This is a genomic window from Sphingomonas sp. CFBP 8765 (assembly GCF_014841445.1).
GTDB lineage: Bacteria > Pseudomonadota > Alphaproteobacteria > Sphingomonadales > Sphingomonadaceae > Sphingomonas > Sphingomonas aerolata.
This window is the reverse complement of the sequence record NZ_JACYTY010000001.1, coordinates 222325-242397: the sequence shown is the minus strand read 5'-3', so window position 1 is coordinate 242397 and position 20073 is coordinate 222325. Positions and strand designations below refer to the sequence as shown.

At 69.9% G+C, this 20073-nt stretch carries 19 protein-coding genes; 13 read left to right on the top strand and 6 right to left on the bottom strand.

The window, feature by feature from the left end:
- The first annotated feature begins 8 nt into the window (after positions 1-8).
- From IFT87_RS01145 to IFT87_RS01110, 8 genes are read left to right on the top strand one after another with little or no spacing between them, the layout of a single operon-like run.
- Positions 9-1040, top strand: a complete 1032-nt coding sequence (locus IFT87_RS01145; RefSeq protein ID WP_192007223.1) for an AAA family ATPase — start codon at positions 9-11, stop codon at positions 1038-1040.
- Entirely contained in the window at positions 1037-2695 is a 1659-nt protein-coding gene (locus tag IFT87_RS01140; RefSeq protein WP_192007221.1) for a hypothetical protein, read from the top strand. Before IFT87_RS01145 ends, IFT87_RS01140 begins: the two co-directional genes overlap by 4 nt.
- A gap of 12 nt (positions 2696-2707) precedes the next feature.
- On the top strand, positions 2708-3781 hold the full coding sequence (locus tag IFT87_RS01135; RefSeq protein ID WP_037532541.1) for an ExeA family protein: 1074 nt from the start codon (positions 2708-2710) through the stop codon (positions 3779-3781).
- A 43-nt stretch (positions 3782-3824) separates the two neighbouring features.
- Complete coding sequence (locus tag IFT87_RS01130) at positions 3825-4652, top strand: XrtA system polysaccharide deacetylase (protein WP_192007689.1); 828 nt, start codon at positions 3825-3827, stop codon at positions 4650-4652.
- Complete coding sequence (locus tag IFT87_RS01125) at positions 4649-5680, top strand: FemAB family XrtA/PEP-CTERM system-associated protein (RefSeq protein WP_192007219.1); 1032 nt, start codon at positions 4649-4651, stop codon at positions 5678-5680. The genes IFT87_RS01130 and IFT87_RS01125 overlap by 4 nt, the downstream gene beginning before the upstream one ends.
- On the top strand, positions 5677-7197 hold the full coding sequence (locus tag IFT87_RS20245) for a glycosyltransferase (RefSeq protein ID WP_342211112.1): 1521 nt from the start codon (positions 5677-5679) through the stop codon (positions 7195-7197). The genes IFT87_RS01125 and IFT87_RS20245 overlap by 4 nt, the downstream gene beginning before the upstream one ends.
- Entirely contained in the window at positions 7194-8699 is a 1506-nt protein-coding gene (xrtA, locus tag IFT87_RS01115) for an exosortase A (protein WP_342211111.1), read from the top strand. The genes IFT87_RS20245 and xrtA overlap by 4 nt, the downstream gene beginning before the upstream one ends.
- Positions 8700-10586 (top strand): XrtA/PEP-CTERM system amidotransferase, encoded by a 1887-nt coding sequence (locus tag IFT87_RS01110; RefSeq protein ID WP_192007217.1) that lies wholly within the window; start codon positions 8700-8702, stop codon positions 10584-10586.
- A 73-nt stretch (positions 10587-10659) separates the two neighbouring features.
- Here the strand turns inward: IFT87_RS01110 and IFT87_RS01105 are convergent, their stop codons facing one another.
- The 4 genes from IFT87_RS01105 to IFT87_RS01090 form a co-directional block, all read right to left on the bottom strand.
- Positions 10660-11694, bottom strand: a complete 1035-nt coding sequence (locus IFT87_RS01105) for an alpha/beta hydrolase (RefSeq protein ID WP_192007215.1) — start codon at positions 11692-11694, stop codon at positions 10660-10662.
- A 72-nt stretch (positions 11695-11766) separates the two neighbouring features.
- Positions 11767-12192: an MAPEG family protein gene (locus IFT87_RS01100; protein ID WP_192007684.1), complete on the bottom strand. Its 426-nt coding sequence runs from the start codon at positions 12190-12192 to the stop codon at positions 11767-11769.
- Positions 12193-12308: 116 nt separating this feature from the next.
- A complete protein-coding gene (locus tag IFT87_RS01095) occupies positions 12309-13370 on the bottom strand; it encodes a 1,9-bis(guanidino)-5-aza-nonane synthase (protein ID WP_031396469.1) in 1062 nt (353 codons plus the stop codon).
- 133 nt (positions 13371-13503) lie between these two features.
- Positions 13504-14739: a type III PLP-dependent enzyme gene (locus IFT87_RS01090; protein ID WP_037531086.1), complete on the bottom strand. Its 1236-nt coding sequence runs from the start codon at positions 14737-14739 to the stop codon at positions 13504-13506.
- 137 nt (positions 14740-14876) lie between these two features.
- On the opposite strand from IFT87_RS01090, the gene IFT87_RS01085 reads away from it, so the two are divergent.
- On the top strand, positions 14877-15839 hold the full coding sequence (locus IFT87_RS01085; protein WP_037531084.1) for a threonine ammonia-lyase: 963 nt from the start codon (positions 14877-14879) through the stop codon (positions 15837-15839).
- Between the two features lie 2 nt (positions 15840-15841).
- Here IFT87_RS01085 and IFT87_RS01080 read toward each other — a convergent pair whose 3' ends face one another.
- Entirely contained in the window at positions 15842-16441 is a 600-nt protein-coding gene (locus IFT87_RS01080; RefSeq protein ID WP_197975088.1) for a hypothetical protein, read from the bottom strand.
- Positions 16442-16551: 110 nt separating this feature from the next.
- Between IFT87_RS01080 and IFT87_RS01075 the strand changes: the two genes are divergently transcribed.
- Positions 16552-16731 carry a hypothetical protein gene (locus IFT87_RS01075; RefSeq protein WP_037531082.1) on the top strand — a complete coding sequence of 60 codons (180 nt, stop codon included), beginning with the start codon at positions 16552-16554 and terminating at the stop codon, positions 16729-16731.
- A 143-nt stretch (positions 16732-16874) separates the two neighbouring features.
- On the opposite strand, the gene IFT87_RS01070 is transcribed toward IFT87_RS01075, so the two are convergent.
- Positions 16875-17531: an alpha/beta hydrolase gene (locus tag IFT87_RS01070; RefSeq protein ID WP_031395613.1), complete on the bottom strand. Its 657-nt coding sequence runs from the start codon at positions 17529-17531 to the stop codon at positions 16875-16877.
- Between the two features lie 63 nt (positions 17532-17594).
- Between IFT87_RS01070 and IFT87_RS01065 the strand changes: the two genes are divergently transcribed.
- Genes IFT87_RS01065 through IFT87_RS01055 form a run of 3 tightly spaced genes read left to right on the top strand, consistent with a single transcriptional unit; the run spans position 17595 to position 20024 of the window.
- Complete coding sequence (locus tag IFT87_RS01065) at positions 17595-18641, top strand: cysteine desulfurase family protein (RefSeq protein WP_192007213.1); 1047 nt, start codon at positions 17595-17597, stop codon at positions 18639-18641.
- Positions 18638-19705 carry a cysteine desulfurase family protein gene (locus tag IFT87_RS01060; protein ID WP_192007211.1) on the top strand — a complete coding sequence of 356 codons (1068 nt, stop codon included), beginning with the start codon at positions 18638-18640 and terminating at the stop codon, positions 19703-19705. Before IFT87_RS01065 ends, IFT87_RS01060 begins: the two co-directional genes overlap by 4 nt.
- Before the next feature lie 13 nt (positions 19706-19718).
- Positions 19719-20024, top strand: a complete 306-nt coding sequence (locus IFT87_RS01055) for a 2Fe-2S iron-sulfur cluster-binding protein (RefSeq protein ID WP_031441521.1) — start codon at positions 19719-19721, stop codon at positions 20022-20024.
- Positions 20025-20073: the final 49 nt, after the last annotated feature.

The following is a 20073-nucleotide window of genomic DNA, read 5'->3' as shown; positions in this document are numbered from 1 at the left end:
ACGTGACCATGCGTAGCAAGATCCCCGAATCGCACGAAGCCAGCGGCGAGCCGCCACGCGCGCCGTCGCTGCTCGAACGCGCCGCCACGGTCTATGACTTCAACCAGCACGTGCGGGCCCGGCCGTCGGTGCCGCCGGTCGAACCGGCACGCGCGCCTGAGCCTGCCGCCGAGCCCGTTGCCGCGTTCGAAGCCGACGCGCCGGACTCCGACGATGCGACCTTCCTCGCAATCCCGCCCGAGCTTCGCGCGCCGATCGGGCAGGAATTGCCCGACGAGTTCCACCTGCCGTTCGTCGCCAGTGACACGGCGATGATCGATCGCGGGATGCTGGCGGCGAACGGCATGATGGTGCCCGGCGCGCCGGTCGGTCCGCTGGCGGAGGAGTTCCGCCTCATCAAGCGGCAGCTGCTGATCACGCGCGCGCAGATCGAGGCCAGCGCGGTGCCCGACAAGGCGCGCACGATCCTCGTCTGCTCGGCACGCCCGAACGACGGCAAGACCTTCTGCGCGATCAACCTCGCACTCTCGATCGCGGCGGAACGCGATACCGAGGTGCTGCTGGTCGACGCCGATGTCGCCAAGCCCGACGTGCTGCGACAGCTCGGGCTGGATGATGGTCCCGGCCTGCTCGATGCTCTGGCCGATACGAGCATCGACGTCGAGACGCTGGTGATCCGCACCGACGTGCCGCATCTCTCGATCCTGCCCGCGGGCGACCGGACGACGATGGATACCGAGCTGCTCGCGAGCGCGCGGACCCGTGCGGTGCTCGCGCGGCTGCTCGCGGCGGATCCGCGGCGCATCGTGATCTTCGATTCGCCGCCCGCGCTCGCCGCGTCGCCCGCGGGCGTGCTCGCGATGCTGGTCGGGCAGGTCATGCTCGTCGTCCGCGCCGATCACACGCCCGAGAGCGAGGTCCGCGCCGCGGTCAACCGGCTCGACAGCTGCGAGCATATCCAGCTGGTGCTCAACGCGGTGTCGTTCGTCCCCGGCGGCGCGCGGTTCGGCAGCTATTACGAGCAAGGCGGCGCGCGGTGAGCGATGTCCGACTGATCCTCGGCGGCGCGGCGGCGCTGTTCGTCGCGGCGCCCGCGCTCGCCCAGTCGGTCTCCGATACGGCGTCAGGAAGCGGGCAGGGCGCACGGCGCGTCGTCGTCCGGCCCTATATCGAGGCGACGCAGATCCTCACCGCCGATCTCGGCGGCGGCGACGTGCTCACCTACACCTCGCTCGCAGCAGGCGTCGATGCGGCGGTGTCGACCGCGCGGATCAACGGGCAGGTCAGCTACCGCTACGAACGCCGCTTTGCCTATGACGACGATATCGGCGACACCGACATCCATTCGGGCCTCGCGCGGGTCGAGGCGCAACTGACGCGCAACGTCTCGCTGGAAGCGGGCGGGATCGCCACGCGCTCGCGCTCGGACATCCGCGGCGCCGCGCCCGGCGTACTGGTCGGCAATGTCTCGAACATCGCGCAGGTCTATGCCGTCTATGGCGGCCCGAATTTCGCCGCGCAGGCGGGCGACGTCGCGGTCAACGCCAACTACCGGCTGGGCTATACCAAGGTCGAGACCCCGACCTTCGGCACCGCCGCGACCGGTGGCCAGCGGCTCGATTATTACGATGATTCGATCGGCCACACCGCGACGGCCAGCGCGGGCTTCCGGCCGGGCACGCTGCTGCCGGTCGGGCTGACCGCGAGCGCGGGGTTCGACCGCGAGACCGCGGGCCAGCTCAGCCAGCGCTACCAGGGCTATTTCGGCCGCGGCGACGCGGTGCTGCCGGTGTCGCCCTATGTCGCGCTGACCGCGGGCCTCGGCTATGAACGGATCGAGACGAGCCAGAAGGATGCGCTGGTCGATGCCGCGGGCGTCCCCGTGCTCGACCGCGACGGCCGGTTCCGGACCGCGCCGGGATCGCCGCGCCGCATCGCCTATCGCACCGACGGGCTCTATTACGACGCGGGCGTGATCTGGCGGCCGAACCGGCGGACCTCGGTCGAGGCGCGGATCGGCGAACGCTATGGCTCGCTCAGCTTTACCGGCACCGCGACCTACCAGGCGTCGAAGGACGTCGGCGTCGCGGTCAACGTCTATGACGGCGTGCAGACCTTCGGCCGCCAGCTGCGCACCGGCCTCGCCAACCTGCCGACGAGCTTCCTCGCGCCCAACCAGGGTTTCGCGCAGCAGTTCAACGGCTGCGTGTTCGGCGCGACCGGCGCGGCGCCGGGCGGGTGCCTCGACGACGTGTTCCAGTCGATCTCCACCTCGAGCTACCGTGCGCGCGGGATCGACGCGGTGCTCGTCGCGACGCGCGGGCGGACGACGTTTGGCGGCGGGATCGGCTATGCTAATCGCCGGCTGTTCGCACCACGCGGCGCGCCCGGCCTCGTCGTCACGGGCCTTGAGGACGAGAGCTATTACGGCCAGCTCTATTTCGCGCGGTCGCTGTCTTCGGTATCGGGGCTCAATGCGACCGCGTTCGTGAACTATTTCGACAGCCAGCTCGGCGGTGGTTTCGTCACCGCGGGCGATGGCGGGGTCTGGTCCTATGGCGCGACCGGTACCTATTACCGTAATTTCGGACGGCTCGGCACGACCGCGTCGCTCGGGTTATACAGCTTCAAGGTCGGCGACTTCGACAGCGACTGGTCCGCACAGGCGCTGCTCGGTGCACGGTATCAGTTCTAGGATATTTGGCAGATGTACGACGAACATTACGGACTGACGGGACGCCCGTTCCAGCTCACCCCCGACCCCCGATTCTGGTTCGAATCGGGGACGCATCGCAAGGCGATGGCGTATCTCGGCTATGGTCTGGCGCAGGGCGAGGGCTTCATCGTCATGACCGGCGATATCGGCGCGGGCAAGACCACGCTGGTCGGGCATCTGATGGACACGATCGACCATCAGAGCCTGAACGCGATCCGGCTGGTGTCGACCGCGATCGAGGCGAGCGACCTGCTGCGGATCGTCGCGACCGCGCTCGGTGTCGACCCGGCGGGGCTCGAAAAGGCACAGCTGCTCACCGCGATCGAACGCGGGCTGCACGCCGTCGCGCGGACCGGCAAGCGCACGCTGCTGATCGTCGACGAGGCGCAGGCGCTGCCCGTGTCCGCGCTCGAGGAACTGCGGATGCTGTCCAACTTCCAGACCGCCGGCCATGCGCTGCTGCAGATCCTGCTGCTCGGCCAGCCCGAATTCCGCGACCGGCTCCACGGCTCCGACGGGCTCGAACAGCTCCGCCAGCGGGTGATCGCGATCCACCATCTCGATCCGATGGAGCCGCATGAGGTCGCCGACTATATCGCGCACCGCCTGTCGGTGGTCGGGTGGGAGGGCAATCCGGCGTTCACCGACGACGCGGTTGCCGCGTTGTTCGACGGGTCGGACGGCATCCCCCGCCGCCTCAACATGCTGGCGGGACGCGTCATGCTCTATGCCGCGATCGAGGATCTGCGTGTCATCGACGGCGCCGTCGTCCGCGCCGTGCAGAGCGACCTGACCGCGGACCTGCCGACACTTGCGACGACGCCCACGCCCGAGCCTGCCCCCGAACCCACGGCAAAGCCCCGCGCCACGCCCGATCCCGCCACCGACCCCGCCACCGACCCTGCGGTCCTCGACCGGCTCGCGATGCTCGAGGCGCGCGTCGAGCAGCAGGACCAGGCGCTGCGCCGTGTCCTGACCTTGCTCGTCGAGTGGGTCGAGGGCGACGAGCCTAGGCCCGATTACAAGCCGATCCGCGGCGCGTCGCACTGGCACGACGCGGCGTGATCCGGTGACGACGGCGGTAACGGCCGGCCCGATCCGCAACGGCATGTCGGTCGATGTCGAGGACTGGTTCCAGGTAGGCGCGTTCGAGACGGTGATCGACAAGGCGGACTGGGACGGCCTCCAGCCGCGCGTCGAGGCGAACACCGATGCGGTGCTCGCGCTGTTCGCCGAAAGCGGCGTGCACGCGACCTTCTTCACGCTCGGCTGGGTCGCGCACCGCTATCCCGCACTGATCCGCCGGATCGTCGATGCCGGGCACGAGATCGCGAGCCATGGCTGGGATCACCAGCGCGTCTTCACCATGGATGCAGGCCTGTTCCGCGCCGACCTCGCGCGCGCGCGCGCGGCGATCGAGGATGCGGCGGGGCAGCGTGTCACCGGCTACCGCGCGCCGAGCTTCTCGATCGACCAGCGCACGCCCTGGGCACACGCCGTGCTGGCCGAAGCGGGCTATGCCTATTCGTCGAGCGTCGCACCGCTCGCGCACGACCATTATGGATGGCGCGACGCACCGCGCTTCGCCTTCCGCCCGCTGCCCGACAGCGCATTGGTCGAAGTGCCCGTCACCGTCGCGCAGTTCGGTACGCGCCGCGTCGCCACGGGGGGCGGCTTCTTCCGGCTGCTGCCCGCCGCGCTGATGGATTTCGCGGTCCGCCAGGTGAACGCCGCCGACCACCCGGCGATGTTCTATTTCCACCCCTGGGAGATCGATCCCGCCCAGCCGCGCGTCGCGGCGGCACCCTTGCGCTCGAAGATCCGGCAATATTCGCGGCTTGGCGCGATGGCGGGCAAGTTGCGCGGACTGCTCGGCCGGCATGACTGGGGCCGCGTCGATGCCGCGGTCGCGGTCGAGGCGGGTCGGCTGCGGTGACCACGGCCACCGTGCGCGAGGCAGATCTCGCCGACGCGGACGAGTGCGCGCGGATCGCGGCGTTCGTCGATGCGACGGCGGCGGCGACGCCGTTCCACCTGCCCGCGTGGAGCATCGCGGTCGCGCGCGGTTGCGGCCAGCGCGCACGCTATCTGGTCGCGGAGCGGGGCGGCACGATCACCGGCGTGCTGCCGCTGACCGAGATGCGATCGCCGCTGTTCGGGCGCGCGCTCGTCTCGGCGGGGTTCGCGGTCGATGGCGGCGTGCTCGGCGATGTCGCGGTCGAGCCGCTCGCCGCGGCGGCCTGGGATCTGGCGCAGCGGCTCGGCTGCCCGTCGGTCGAGCTTCGCGGTGGCGCGGTGCCCGCGGGGTGGGACAGCGACGCGGACAGCTATCTGGGGTTCGCGCGCGATCTGGCGGCGGATAACGATGCGGAGCTCCTCGCCATCCCGCGCAAGCAGCGCGCCGAGGTGCGGCGCGCGCTCGGCCTCGATCTCGCCATCGCGACCGGCCGCGACCGCGCAATGCTCGCCGAGCATTACCGCGTCTATGCCGAATCGGTGCGCAATCTGGGGACGCCGGTCTTTCCCGCGCGGCTCTTCCGCTCGGTCGTCGAGACGATGGACGCCGACATACTGACCGTCCGCCACCGCGGCCGCGCGGTCGCGAGCGTGCTCAGCCTCTATCACCGCGGGACCGTCTATCCCTATTGGGGCGGCGGGACCGAGGCGGCGCGCGGCCTGCGCGCGAACGACCGGATGTATTTCGCGCTGATGGCGCATGCCCGCGCGCGCGGCTGCACGCGGTTCGACTTCGGACGGTCGAAGACCGGCACCGGCGCGGCCGCGTTCAAGAAGAATTGGGGCTTCACGCCCATGCCGCGGCTCTACGCCAAGCGCAGCGACGGGCCCGCGCGCGAGGTCAATCCGCTCAACCCCAGATATGCGCTGATGGTGCGCAGCTGGAAGAAGATGCCGCTCTGGGCGGCCAATCTCGCCGGGCCGTGGATCTCCCGGGGTCTGGGGTGAGCGACCTGCTGTTCCTGGCGCACCGGGTGCCGTTCCCGCCCGATCGCGGCGACAAGATCCGCAGCTTCCACGTCCTCCGCTATCTCAGCACACGCATGCGCGTTCATCTCGTCGCGTTTGCCGACGACCCGGCGGACCTCGATCCACCCGCCGCCTTCACGGACATGCTGGCGAGCTGCACGATCCTGCCACGCGGCAAGTCGCAGGCGCGCGCCGGACTCGAGGCGCTGGCCACCGGCAAGCCCGTCTCGCTGACGGCGTTCGCTTCTCCCCCCATGCAGGCCGCGGTCGACCGCATCCTGCCACGCGTCGACGGCATCTACTGTTTCTCGGGCCAGATGGCGCAGTACCTCCCCGATGACGGGCCACCCGTGGTCATGGATTTCGTCGACATGGACTCCGCCAAGTTCGCAGGCTTCGCGGACGACTCCCGCGGCCCGATGCGCTGGATGATGCGCCGCGAGGCACGGCTGTTAGGGGCCTTCGAGCGGGAGATCGCGGCGAGGGTCTCCGCAAGCCTGTTCGTCAGCGAAGCCGAAGCCGCCCTGTTCCGCACCGGCGGCGCCACCGGACGCATCCTCGCGGTCGAGAACGGCATCGACTCGGTCACGTTCGATCCGGCTGCGCAGGCTGAGAAGGCAGGGCAGGCAGGGCAGGCTGGGCAGGCGGCACCCCCATCCCACCACCCCGGCGAAGGCCGGGGCCCAGGTGGAAAGGTCGCAGTGACAACGGACAGTCCGTCGCCATCAACGTCCCCCAACTGGACCCCGGCCTCCGCCGGGGAGGTGAAAGGCAGGGCGACCGACCCGGCTGCGCATGGCGGGCAGGCCGCAACCCCATCCCACCACCCCGGCGAAGGCCGGGGCCCAGTTGGAAAGGCCGCGATAACAGCGGACAGTCCGTCGCCATCAACGTCGCCCAACTGGACCCCGACCTCCGCCGGGGAGGTGAAGAGTGGGCTGGTCATCGGCAGCGCGCATGCAGACCCGCTGATCGTCTTCACCGGCCAGATGGACTACCGCCCCAATATCGAGGCCGTAACGTGGTTCGCCCGCGACATCCTCCCCCGGATCCGCACGCGCCACCCGACAGCCCGGTTCGCGATCGTCGGCCGCACCCCGACCCCGGCGGTGCAGGCGCTGGCAGGCGACGCGGTGATCGTCACCGGCGCGGTCGACGACGTGCGCGGATGGCTCGCCGCGGCCGATGTCTGCGTCGCCCCGCTGAAGCTCGCCCGCGGCATCCAGAACAAGGTGCTGGAGGCGATGGCGATGGCGCGGCCGGTCGTCGCCTCGGCGGCGGCGGCGGAGGGCATCGACCACGCCGGCACGATCCGCGTCGCGGCGGACGCGCAAGACTTCGCCGCGCAGGTCCTCGCGCTGCTCGACGCCCCCGCCGACGCGGCAGAGCTGGGCCGGGCGGCGCGCGCGCAGGTGCTGCGACGCTATGGCTGGGACGCACGGCTCGCACCGCTCGATGCGCTGTTCGGAGTCGATGGCAGCCGGTCCCCATCGTGATCGATCGCCCCGCGACGTCCTGGCCCCGGCATCTGCTCGCGCTCGGCATCGCGGCGATCCTGCTGCTCGCGCTGTTCCGCCGCGACGTCGCCGATCTGACGACGATCTGGTGGACCAGCACGACCTTCGGCCACTGTCTGTTCATCGCCCCGGTGATCGCCTGGCTGGTGTGGCAGCGGCGTGGCGCGCTCGCGCAGCTGAGGCCGGTCGGCTGGTGGCCGGGGCTAGCGCTGGTCGCGGTCGGCGGGGCAGGGTGGCTGATGGGCGACGCGGCCTCGGTCAATCTCGCGCGGCAACTGGGGCTGGTACTGATGCTGCAGGGCGCGGTCGTCGCGATCCTCGGCCCCAATGTCGCGCGCGGATTGCTGTTTCCGCTCGGCTATGCGCTGTTCCTCGTGCCCTTCGGCGAGGGGATCGAGCCGCCCTTGCAGGCGGTGACCGTCGCGATCGTCATGCCGCTGCTGCATCTGGTCGGCGTGCCCGCGATCGTCGACGGCGTGCTGATCCATGCCGGCCGCTATTATTTCGAGGTGGCGGAGGCGTGCTCGGGCGCCAAGTTCGTGATCGCGATGGTCGCGTTCGGGGTGCTCGTCGCCAATGTCTGTTTCGTGTCGTGGCGGCGCCGCGCGGTGTTCCTTGTCGTGTCAGTGGTCGTGCCGGTCGTCGCCAACGGGTTTCGTGCGTTCGGGACGATCTGGGCGGCCGAGCTGACCTCGGTCGAGGCGGCGACGGGGCTCGACCACATCGTCTATGGCTGGCTGTTCTTCGCGCTCGTGATGGCGGCGGTGCTGGCGATCGGCTGGCGCTGGTTCGACCGCGCGCCCGACGATCCCGCCTTCGATCCGACGCGTCTGCAAACGACGCCGCGCTATCGCGGCGATCTCGCCGTCATCACGCTGCTCGTGCTGGCGGTCGCATCGGCGTTTCCGGCGTGGAGCACGGCCATCGCCGGGCGGCGGCAGGCGCTGCCCGCGCAGATCGCGCTGCCCGACGTGCCGGGCTGGCACCGCGTCGATGTCAGCGTGCGCGCGGCGTGGATGCCCTGGTATCCGGGCGCGGACCATTATCTGTTCGGCCGCTATGCCGACGCCTCGGGCGCGACCGTCGACATGGCGGTCGCGGTATTCGGGCGGCAGGGCGACGGGCACGAGCTGATTGCGTTCGGCACGGGTGTGCTGCGCGAGGAGGATCGCTGGGTCCGCGTCGCGGACCTGCCCCCGGTCGCGGACGCCGCGGGTGCACGCGGTTCGGCGATGCGGATTACCGCGCCGGGACCCGTGGAGCGCATCGTCGCGACGTGGTACCGGGTCGGCGATGCTACCACCGATGACGGGATGATCGTGAAGATCGAGACGATGAAGGCGCGGCTGTTCGGCGGACCGCAGCGCGCGGTTGCGGTGCATCTGTCGGTCGAGGGTGGCGATCCGCGACCGATGGCGCGCTTCCTTGCCGCGCTCGGACCGGTCGGCACGGTCGCCGATCACGCCGCGGGCCTGCGCTGAATGTGCGGGATTGCCGGGATCTTTCACCCGGGCACGCCAAAGCCGGTCGATCCGAACCGCATCCAGGCGATGATCGCCGCGCTCGCGCATCGTGGTCCCGATGGCGACGGCATCTGGACCGCGCCGGGCGTCGGGCTGGGGCATCGCCGGCTGTCGATCATCGACCTCGAAGGCTCGCCGCAGCCGATGTCCGACGGCGACCTGACGATCAGCTACAATGGCGAGATCTACAATTTCGCCGAGCTTCGCGCCGACCTGATCGCGGCCGGCGCGCGCTTCCGCACCGCGGGTGATACCGAGGTGCTGCTCCACGGCTGGCGCGCCTGGGGGCCGTCGATGCTCGACCGGCTGAACGGCATGTTCGCCTTCGCGATCCACGATGCGGGCGCCCGCGCGCTGTTCCTCGCGCGCGACCGGCTGGGGGTGAAGCCGCTTCATTATGTCGAGCTGGCGGACGGGTCGGTCGCCTTCGCCTCCGAGCTGAAGGGCCTGCTCGCCAACCCGCTGGTGCGGCGCGCGCCCGATCTGTCCGCGGTCGAGGATTACATGGCGCTCGGCTACGTCCCCGACGACGCCTGCCTGGTCGCAGGGGTTAAGAAGCTCGCCGCGGGGCATTTCCTGCTGATCGAGCGCGGGCGCGGCATGCCCGCGCCGCGCCGCTGGTGGGACGTCGACTTCTCCAACCGCGCGACCGGCTCCACCAAGGCGCTGGGCGAGGAACTGGTCGATCGGATGCGCGCGGGCGTGCGGTCGCGGATGGTCGCCGACGTGCCGCTCGGCGCGTTCCTGTCGGGCGGGGTCGACAGCTCGGCGGTGGTCGCGCTGATGGCGGAGGCGAGTCCGCGCGCGGTCCGGACCTGCACGATCGGTTTCGACGAGGCGGGGCATGACGAGCGCACCCATGCGACGACGATCGCACGCCGCTTCGCGACCGATCATGCCGAGCGGGTCGTCGATCCCGACGATGTCGCGCTGATCGACACGCTGGTCGCCGCGTTCGACGAACCGTTCGCAGACGGATCCGCGCTCGCCACCTATCAGGTCTGCGCACTGGCCCGCGAGCGGGTGACGGTCGCGCTGTCGGGCGACGGCGCAGACGAGGCGCTGGCGGGCTATCGCCGCTACCGCTTCCAGGCCGCGGAGGAGCGCGTGCGCGGCCTGCTCCCCGCGCATCTCAGGACGCAGATATTCGGCGTACTCGGCCGGCATTACCCCAAGGCCGACTGGGCACCGCGACCGTTCCGCGCCAAATCGACCCTGCTCGCGCTCGCGGCAGGCGGCGGCGAGGCCTATGCCCGCTCGGTCGGCGTCACGACGCCAGAGGTGCGCGCGCGGCTGTTCTCGGGCGCCGCGCAGGCGGCGCTGGGCGGCTACCGCGCGGAGGAACGCTATGTCGCGACGATGGCCAATGCGCCCGCGCGCGACGCGATCGACCGCGCGCAATATGCCGATCTCAAGCACTGGCTGCCCGGCGACATCCTGACCAAGGTCGACCGCACCAGCATGGCGGTCGGGCTTGAGGCGCGCGAACCGTTGCTCGACCACCGGCTGGTCGAGTTCTGCGCGACATTGCCCGTCGGCATGCGGCTGCGTCACGGCGAGGGCAAATGGCTGATGAAGAAGGCGATGGAGCCTTATCTGCCGAAGGAGATCCTCTATCGCCCGAAAATGGGCTTCGTGACGCCGATCAGCGCGTGGTTCCGCGGCGCGCTGGCGGGCGAGGCGAGCGCGCTCGGATCATCGCGGATGCTCGCCGAGACGGGCTGGTTCGACATGGCCGCGATCACCGCGCTCGCCGAGGCGCATCGCGGCGGACGTGCCGAGCATGGCCGCACGCTGTGGCAGCTGATGATGCTCGAACGGTCGCTGAAGCGGGTGTTCGGCTAGGCCCGGCGCCAGCGTTCGCGGCCTGCCCTTCGACTTCGCTCAGGGCGAACGGAGGGGGCACACACACCCGCCGTCAGAGCGGCGCTTCGGGCCCGATCGCCTCGCGCATCCAGCGGTCGAACAACTGCGGCCAGAGCGAACCCGGCGAACTCGCGGGCAGGCGCGTGCCGAAGCCGTGGCGCCCACGCCGCAGGATATGCGCCTCGACCGGAATGTCGACGCGGCGCGCGGCGGCGAGCATGTCGAGGCTGTTGGCGACCGGCACCGTGTCGTCATCCTCGGCATGGACCAGGAACAGCGGCGCGTCGCCGCTGCGCAGATTGCGGTCGATCGCATAGCGCGCCTGCATCGCCGGATCGGGATTGGGGCCGAGCAGCTGCGCCCGCGAGCCGCCATGGCTGCGCCCCGGATCCATGTTCGACACCGCGTACATCAGCCCGGCAAAGGCGGGCCGCGCCGACAGCCGGTCCGCGGCATCGACCGGGCGATAGACCTCGAGCCCATGATGGATCTCGAGCGACCCGGCGAGATGCCCGCCCGCCGAGAAGCCGAGCACGCCCAGCGTCTCGGGGTTGATCGCATAGCGCCGCGCATTGGCGCGGATCAGCCGCATCGCGCGCTGCACGTCGGACAGCGGCACGTTGGCGCGGTCCGCCCAGCCTTCGCCCGGCAGCCGGTAGCTGAGCACGAACACCGTGATACCGAAGCCGTTCAGCACCCGTGCGACGTCGATCCCCTCGTTGCGCAGCGAGGTGATCGAGTAGCCGCCGCCGGGGCAGACCAGCACCGCACGGCCATCGGGGCGGGCGGCGCGGAACACGCCGACCTCGGGCTGGACGACGCCGCGCATCTGCACGTCGCGGTAGCCGCCCGGGCGTCCGGTGATCATCGGGCGCGGGCGCGGCAGCGGGGTCGGCGCGCCGGCGGGGATGCCGGGCCACAGCGCGAACCGCTCGGCGGGCGGCCAGATCGGATCGCCGGCGAGCCGCGCGCCTCGATTGGCGCTCCCGTTCGTCGCGGACTGGCCGGCGGCGTCGGAGAGCAGGGCGGCGGGGGCGATCCCGGCCGCGAGCGGCAGGGCGAGCAAGGTTCGGCGGTCGAAGGTCATGGCGCGGTAGCTAGCCGATCCCGATCGCGCAGGGGAAGGGGCGATCGACACGCATCGCCGGCAATGGTCCCGTCAGAATACTGCTATCGCCGCGTGCAACGTGAGCGCGATCAGCGCGAGGCTCGACAGCAGGAACAGGATGAACCGCGTCTGCACCCGGTTGGTCGTCGCCTGCGCGATGCTGTGCGCGACCCGCAAGCCGACATAGGCCCAGGCGATCCACGCGTTGACCCCGTCGCCGGTATGGCTGAGCGCAAGCACCGCACACACCGCGTAGAACAGCGTCGGCTGTTCCATCAGATGGTTGTAGTTGTGCGCCTTCCACTGCGCACTGGCGGGCAGCGAGCGGTCCGCATCGGCGGCGCGGGTGCCGACGAGCTGGCTGAGATCGACCCCCGCCGCCTTCATCGCGGGCAGGCGGGTCGCCAGCATCCAGAGCAGCATCACCAGCGTCCAGGCGATCAGCGCGACCATCGGCCGCAGGATCTCGCTGTGGATCAGGTCGTCATGCATGAAAAAGCCTCCCCCGGTTCCCCGGAGGAGGCTGCATTAATCGCGCACCGGGAGCAATCGCAGAATCCTCCCCCTTGCGGGGAAGGATCAGCGCGCCCGTCTCAGGCCTTGTCGAAGCTCGCGCCCCACTTGCGGACCGGACGGTCCTTCCACAGGCCACGATGATACGCGTCCGACGCGAGCAGCGGCATGACCGAACCCGCTTCGGCGAACACCATCTGCTCGATGCCGGTGTTGACCTTGCCCCACGACGCCGCCTCCTGCAGCGTCGACGACGAGCACGCACCGTCGCGCACGTCGGCGACCGTGATCTGCACTGCGTACTTGTGGACCTGGACGTCGTCGTGGCCGAGGATCTCGGCGCACACCACGGTGTCCTGGATGAAGTTCTTCGGCACGCCGCCACCGATCATCAGCAGGCCGGTGGTGCCCGCCTTGATCTTGATCTCGGTCAGCTCGCGGAAATCCGCGATCGCGTCGAGGACCATGTACGGCTTGCCCGCCTTCGCGGCATCGACCTGGTGCTTGACCAGACCGAAGCCGGCCGAGCTGTCGACGAACGCCGGGCAGAAGATCGGCACGTCATGCTCATAGGCGAGCTTGACGAGGCTGTTCTCCTTCTTGCCGTGCTCGACGAGGTACTTGCCCATCTCGCGGATGAACTCGCGGCTCGAATAAGGGCGGGGTTCCAGCGTCTCGGCGATCTCGAAGATCGTGTGGTCGACGTGCTGGAGCTCTTCCTCGTCGATATAGGTGTCGTAGATCCGGTCGATCATCAGCGAGCGCAGCACGTCGTCGTGCGGCACTTCCAAGGCCTGATAATGCTTGTGGCCGAGGCCCTCGAAGAAATCCATGTCGACGATCGTCGCGCCGGTCGCGACGATGCCGTCGATCATGTTGTTGCGCAGCAGCTCGGCATAGAGGTCCATGCAACCGCCGGCGCTCGTCGAGCCCGCGATCACGAGGAAGATCGTGCAGTCCTTGTCGGCGAGCATCTGGTTGTAGATGTCGGTCGCGCGGCCGAGGTCGCGGCTGGTGAACGACATCTTCTTCATCGCGTCGACGATCGGCCGCGCGTCGAAGCTTGTGATGTCGATATGCTCGACGGTGGTGGACAGGAGCTCAGCCTTGCGCTGCGCGTCGATGCGGGTGTCTTCGGTCATGGTCATCATCCTCAAACGTCGTCATCCCCGCGCAGGCGGGGATCCATAAACTCGGGGGCTAGGTCGAGCCGCGCCGATAGCGTTTATGGATTCCCGCCTGCGCGGGAATGACGGTAGAAATAATAGCTAGTGGTTACAGCGTGACGACGTTGGACGCGAGGTCCTGGTACCGTTCGTCGTACAGCGAGACCATCGGCTCGTCGGTGACGATCACCGTCTCGTCCGATCCGAACCCGTTGAACGCGGTCCGCATCGCCGAGCCGTACGCGCCGAGCATGCCGATCTCGATATAGTCGCCGGCCTGGATGTCGGCGGGCAGCAGGAACGGCCCGGCCATGTGATCCATGTCGTCGCACGTCGGACCATAGAAGCTGAACTCCATGTCCTTGGCACGGCTGTCCGGCTCGCGGAGCAGCTCGACCGGGAAGCGCCAGCCGATATGCGCCGCATCGAACAGCGCACCATAAGCGCCGTCGTTGATGTACAGCTCGGTCCCGCGGCGCTTTTCGACGCGCACGATGATCGACGAATATTCCGCGCACAGCGCCCGGCCGGGCTCGCACCACAGCTCGGACGAATAGCTGACGGGCAGCGATTCGAACGCACGGTGGATCGTCTCGAAGAAGCGCTCGAGCGGAGGAGGCTCCATCCCCGGATAGGAGGACGGGAAGCCGCCGCCGACGTCGATCACGTCGACCGTGACCGCCGCCTCGACGATCGCCGCGCGGACGCGCTCCATCGCGTTCGAATAGGCTTCCGGCGTCATCGCCTGGCTGCCGACATGGAAGCAGATGCCCAGTGCGTCCGCCGCCTGGCGGGCCGCGAACAGCAGTTCCTTGGCTTCATGCGGTGCGGCACCGAACTTCGACGCGAGGCTGAGCTTCGAATGCTCGGACGACACGCGCAGCCGGACGCACAGCGTCAGGTCGGTGGCTTCGCGGGTGGCGCGCACGACCTTGTCCAGCTCTTCCAGGCTGTCGAGGCTGAAGGTGCGGACGCCGTGCGTGAAATACGCCTCGGCGATCGCTTCCTCGGCCTTGACCGGGTGCATGAAGCACAGGGTCGCCTCGGGCAGCGTCCGCGCGACCAGGCGCACTTCTGCGATCGACGCCACGTCGTAATGCGTGATGCCATTGTCCCACAGGATCTGCAGGAGTTCGGGAGATGGATTCGCCTTCACCGCATACATCGAGCGACCCGGGAACTTCTCGACGAAGAACCGAGCGGCGCGCGCAGCAGCGTGCGGACGAACGAGCGTGACCGGATTGACCGGGCGCCCCTTAGCGATGTCGATGCCGCCCCCGATGAAGGGAGTGTCGGCGGTCGAATGGGCTTTCGCTAACCCCAGCGCGATATGATGCTTGACCAATTCAAGGGACCTCCAATGTCCTGAGACAAATTACGAAAACACTGCCTTGCGGTTGGAAGTCCCATGGGGCAGCGGAAGCGCGATTTAGGGGCGCACGCCCCCCATGTAAATAGCATCTGCACCACAGGAGACGACGTGTGACGATTTTGCGACAGCCGACACGGGCCGGGGTCCGTGACGCGGCAGAGAAGATCGCGCGCATCCTGCCGCCGACGCCGCTGTTCGTGGCCGAAATCCGGGGGATAGCGGTCGCGTTCAAGGCGGAATCGCTGCAACCGGTCGGCGCGTTCAAGATTCGCGGCGCCTGGCATCGGCTGACCGCGATTCCCGAGGCCACGCGGGCGCGCGGCGTCGTCGCCTTCTCTTCGGGCAATCATGCGCAGGGTGTGGCCTGGGCGGCGCGGCGACTCGGCATCGCCGCGACGATCGTCATGCCGTCGGACGCGCCGCGCACGAAGCGCGATGCGACGCTGGCGCTCGGCGCGGAGGTCGTCGCCTATGACCGCGCGACCGAAAGCCGCGAGGCGATCGCCGCACGGCTCGCCAAGGCACGCGGCGCGACTTTGGTGCCGAGCTTCGACGATCCGTGGATCATCGAGGGGCAGGGCAGCGCGGGGATCGAGGCGCATGCGCAGATGGCGGCGCTGGGGCTGGGTTCACCGTCCCGCATCGTCGTCCCGTGTGGTGGCGGCGGGCTTGCGGCGGGGGTCGCGCTCGCGGTCAAGGACGCGGCGATCACGGTGGTCGAGCCCGAGGGGTGGGACGACATGCGGCGGTCGCTCGAAGCGTCGTGGATCGAGCCGGTCGGGCCGAACCCGCCGCCGACCGCGTGCGATTCGCTCCAGACGCAGCGCGTGTCGCCGCTGACCTTCGACGTCCTGTCGCGCCGCGATGCGACCGGCGTCGCGGTCAGCGAGGCGGAGACCGCGGCGGCGCAGCGCTGGGCGGCGGAACGGTTGCGGCTGGTGATCGAACCCGGCGGCGCGGTCGCGCTCGCGGCGTTACTGGCGGGCAAGGTGCATCCCGAGCCCGGGCTGCTCGTCATCCTGTCAGGCGGCAATGTCGACCGCGCCGCCTATGCGGCGGTGCTGGCGGGCTGATCTCAGCCGGTCGCGGGCGGCAGCGTGCGGACCGCGGGCTTCGCGCAGGCATAGGCCTGTTTGTAGCCGCGGTTCCAGCAGGCGACGAAGCCGTCGAGGATATTGAGGTTCATCGGCCAGGCATAGGCGCGCGGCTTGCCGTCGACGCCGACCGGGGCATAGCCCGCCGGCCGGGGGAGTGCGGCGAGCTTGGCGCGGGCGGTATCGAGGCCCGCCAGATCTCGGCGCAGAAAGGCGATGCTGCCGTCGACATACAGGTTCCAGCCGAACCCCATATCCTCAGGCAGCGGTTTGCGCGCGGCCTCGAACAGCGCGATCGCGGGCGCGGTCTGGCCGGCATTGGCGCGCAACTGTCCCTCGTGCCAGTTGAGCAGGCCCGCCGTACGCGGATCGCCCGCATGGCTCGCTCGCCACGCCGCGATCGCATCCGCCGCGACCAGATCGCATCCCGCCGCGGCGAGTGGTCGCCAGCCGCTGGTCGGTGTCTGGTCGAACGCGCGTTCGTCGAGCGCGAGCATCGCCGCCTCGTCATAGCGGCAATTCGCGGGGGCAGGGGGCGTGGGTGCGGCCTGCGCGACGAGCAGGGCGATCAGGATCGGCATGGCGGCTCCCAGGTCCGGAAGGGACGGGGGCCATGCTATTTTCGCGGACGATCAAGTCAATGCGGCACGTCCGGTTTCCCTATCGGCGCGGCTCGGCGTAACGCTGGCGCATGACCGCCGCCCTGACCGCCATCGCCGCCGCCGCGCCCGCCATCGCCATGCTCGGCATGTTCGCCTGCCTGATCGCCGGCATCACGCTGATCGTGAAGAACCACGACCGCCGCAAGGGCATACTCATGCTCGTAATGGCCGGGGTACTGCTCGCCAACGTAGCAATCTGGACCCTCTAACCCCTCTCCCCCCGGGGGAGAGGGAGGGGCCCGCCGCGCAGCGGTGGGAGGGTGAGGGCACGTTGTGAAGCGCAACGCTCGCAGCGTGCCCTCATCCGGCGCTAACGCGCCACCTTCTCCCCCGAGGGGAGAAGGGCTTAGGCTCACCGGATCGGCGAATTCGGATCCAGCCGCATGTCGAGATACTTGTCCACCGACCCCATCAGCTCGGGCATCTCGTGCTCGAAAAAGTGGTTCGCCTTCGGGATCGTGTCGTGATGGATGGTGATGTGCTTCTGCGTGCGCAGCTTGTCGACCAGCTTCTGCGTCGCACCCGGCGTCGCGACCTCGTCGCCCTCGCCCTGGATGATGATGCCGCTCGACGGGCAGGGTGCCAGGAACGTGAAGTCGTACAGATTGGCAGGCGGCGCGATCGAGATGAAGCCGCGGATCTCGGGGCGACGCATCAGCAGCTGCATGCCGATCCACGCACCGAAGCTGACGCCCGCGATCCAGGTCGTCTGCGCCTCGGGATGGAAGCTCTGCACCCAGTCGAGCGCGCTCGCCGCATCGGAGAGCTCGCCGACGCCGTTGTCGAACACGCCCTGGCTCTTGCCGACACCGCGGAAGTTGAACCGCAGCGTCGCAAAGCCGCGCCGCTGGAAGGTCTTGTAGAGCTGCTGCACGATCGCGTTGTTCATCGTGCCGCCCGCCGACGGGTGCGGGTGGAGGATCATCGCAACGGGCGCGCGCGGACGCGGACCCGGCGCAAAACGACCTTCGAGACGGCCTTCGGGACCGGGAAAAATGACTTCTGGCATGGGCACTCGCGAGCTGGGATACGCACTCGGGTGGAGTGCCGGACGATGCGCGCTATATAGGTAATGCACCCCTTTTCGCAATTGGAACCGACCCTGTCCCGTAACGAACCCCGCATCTACCTCGATCACGCCGCCACGACGCCGATGCGTCCGGAGGCCGTCGCGGCGGTGATGGAGGGCATGGCGCGCTGGGCGAACCCGTCCTCGCCGCATGCCGAGGGGCGCGCGGCACGGGCAGCGCTGGAGGATGCGCGGCGCCGGATCGCGCAGGCGCTCGACTGGCCGCACCACGTGATCCTGACCAGCGGCGCGAGCGAATCCGCAAGCCTCGCGCTGCGCGGCCGGCCGGGCATCGGCGTGGCCGCGGTCGAGCATGACGCGGTCCTGCGCGCGGCGGACCGCCCGGTCATGCTCGACGTCGATGCGGGCGGCATCGTCAGGACCGAGGGGCGGGACTGGACCGCGCTCCAGTCCGCCAACAGCGAAACCGGCGTCCTCCAGCCCGCGACCGCCACCCCCCGCATCGCCGATTGCGCGCAGACCGCCGGCAAGCTCCCGCTCCCCGACGCGGACCTCATCATCGTCTCCGCGCACAAGCTCGGCGGCCCGCCCGGGATCGGCGCGCTGCTCGTCCGCGACCTCGGCCTGCTCGATCCGACCGGCGGGCAGGAGCGCGGCTATCGCGGCGGGACCGAGAATCTCCCCGGCGCGCTCGGCTTCGCCGCCGCACTCGAAGCCCCGCGCGACTGGTTCGCGCCGCTCGCCGAGCTGCGCGCCGAACTTGACGCCGCGATCCTCGCACATGGCGGCGAGATCGTCGCGCAGGCCAGCCCCCGCATCCCGACCATCGCCTCCTACCGGATGCCCGGCGTCGGCGCGGCGGCGCAGCTGATCCGCCTCGACATGGCCGGGTTCGCGGTCTCGGCGGGCAGCGCCTGTTCGTCGGGCAGCATGCGGCCGAGCCATGTCCTCGCCGCGATGGGCTATCCCGCCGACGCCGCCGCGCAGGTCGTCCGCGTCAGCTTCGGCTGGACCACCACCGCCGACGACGTCGCGCGCTTCGCCGAGGCCTGGACGCGCATCGCCCGCGACATCAGGGCGGCCGCATGAGCTATCTCGATTACCAGGCGACCACCCCGCTCGCGCCCGAGGCGCTCGCCGCGATGCTCCCCTGGCTCGAATCGCAGCATGCCAACCCGCATTCGCCCCACCGCGAAGGCCGCCGCGCGAAGGCCGCGGTCGAGCTGGCGCGCGATCAGGTCGCGGCGCTGCTCCCCCCCGGTGGCCGCATCGCCTTCACCAGCGGCGCGACCGAGGCGCTGAACTGGGCGATCAAGGGCACCGCCGGGCCGATCACGACGCTCGCCACCGAACACGCCGCCGTCCTCGACACCGCGGCGGCGGAAGCAGCGCAGGGGCGCGACGTGACGATCCTGCCGGTCGGCGCAGACGGGATCGTCGACAGCGTCCCATCCGGCGCAGGCGTCGTCGCCGCGATGCTCGTCAACAACGAGATCGGCGTGATCCAGCCGATCGCCGCGCTTGCCGAGGCCGCGCACGCCGCCGGCGCGCTGATGCTGGTCGACGCGGTCCAGGGCTATGGCCGCGTAGCAATCCCCGACACCGTCGACCTGATCGCAATCTCCGCGCACAAGATCCACGGTCCCAAGGGCATCGGCGCGCTGTGGATCCGCGACGGCGTCACGCTCGCTCCGCTCATGCACGGCGGCGGGCAGGAAGCGCCCGGCCGTTCGGGCACGCTGTCGCCCGCCCTGTGCGCCGGCTTCGGCGTCGCCGCGCAACTGATGGCCGACCGCAGGGACCAGGACGCCGCGCATGTCGAGCGCCTCTGGGCGCTCGCCCGCGACCGGCTCGGCCCCGGCTGGACGATCAACGGCGCCACCGACCCGCGCTATCACGGCAATCTCAACGTGCGGCGCGAGGGGCTCGACGTGAACCGGCTGATGTCCGACCTGCGCGACATCGCCTTTTCCGCAGGCTCGGCCTGTGCGAGCGGGTCGGGGCGGTCGAGCCATGTGCTCCGCGCGATCGGGCTGAGCGAGACCCAGGCCCGGTCGAGCATCCGCCTCGGCTTCGGCCGCTACACCACCGAAACAGACCTCGCCGCCGCGATCGACGCGATCGCGGCCGCGGCGGAAGGGCAATGGCCATGATCGTCCGCTTCCCATGATTGTCCACTTCATCGCCCGCGACGGCAGCATGCGCAGCGTCGCCGCCACCCCCGGCGACCGGCTGCTCGACGCCGCCCAGGCGGACGGCCAGCCGCTCGAGGGCACGTGCGAGGGCCAGCTTGCCTGCGCGACCTGCCATGTCATCGTCGACGCCGCCGATGTCGCCCGGTTGCCGCCGGCGAGCGCGGACGAGGAGGACATGCTCGATCTCGCCCCCGGCGCGACCCGGACCAGCCGGCTCGCCTGCCAGATCCGCCTGACCGAGGCGCTCGACGGACTGACGGTGCGCATCCCCGGCTGACCGACCAAGCGAACCTTACAGAATGACAACGGCCGGTTCAGCGTCGAGC

Excerpts from the sequence above, each read along its gene's own strand:
- IFT87_RS01145 (WP_192007223.1), top strand. The coding sequence starts at position 9 with ATGCGTAGCAAGATCCCCGAATCGCACGAAGCCAGCGGCGAGCCGCCA.
- IFT87_RS01135 (WP_037532541.1), top strand. The coding sequence starts at position 2,708 with ATGTACGACGAACATTACGGACTGACGGGACGCCCGTTCCAGCTCACC.
- IFT87_RS01130 (WP_192007689.1), top strand. The coding sequence starts at position 3,825 with ATGTCGGTCGATGTCGAGGACTGGTTCCAGGTAGGCGCGTTCGAGACG.
- IFT87_RS01110 (WP_192007217.1), top strand. The coding sequence starts at position 8,700 with ATGTGCGGGATTGCCGGGATCTTTCACCCGGGCACGCCAAAGCCGGTC.
- IFT87_RS01105 (WP_192007215.1), bottom strand. The coding sequence starts at position 11,694 with ATGACCTTCGACCGCCGAACCTTGCTCGCCCTGCCGCTCGCGGCCGGG.
- IFT87_RS01095 (WP_031396469.1), bottom strand. The coding sequence starts at position 13,370 with ATGACCGAAGACACCCGCATCGACGCGCAGCGCAAGGCTGAGCTCCTG.
- IFT87_RS01080 (WP_197975088.1), bottom strand. The coding sequence starts at position 16,441 with ATGCCGATCCTGATCGCCCTGCTCGTCGCGCAGGCCGCACCCACGCCC.
- IFT87_RS01075 (WP_037531082.1), top strand. The coding sequence starts at position 16,552 with ATGACCGCCGCCCTGACCGCCATCGCCGCCGCCGCGCCCGCCATCGCC.
- IFT87_RS01070 (WP_031395613.1), bottom strand. The coding sequence starts at position 17,531 with ATGCCAGAAGTCATTTTTCCCGGTCCCGAAGGCCGTCTCGAAGGTCGT.
- IFT87_RS01065 (WP_192007213.1), top strand. The coding sequence starts at position 17,595 with ATGCACCCCTTTTCGCAATTGGAACCGACCCTGTCCCGTAACGAACCC.
- IFT87_RS01060 (WP_192007211.1), top strand. The coding sequence starts at position 18,638 with ATGAGCTATCTCGATTACCAGGCGACCACCCCGCTCGCGCCCGAGGCG.
- IFT87_RS01055 (WP_031441521.1), top strand. The coding sequence starts at position 19,719 with ATGATTGTCCACTTCATCGCCCGCGACGGCAGCATGCGCAGCGTCGCC.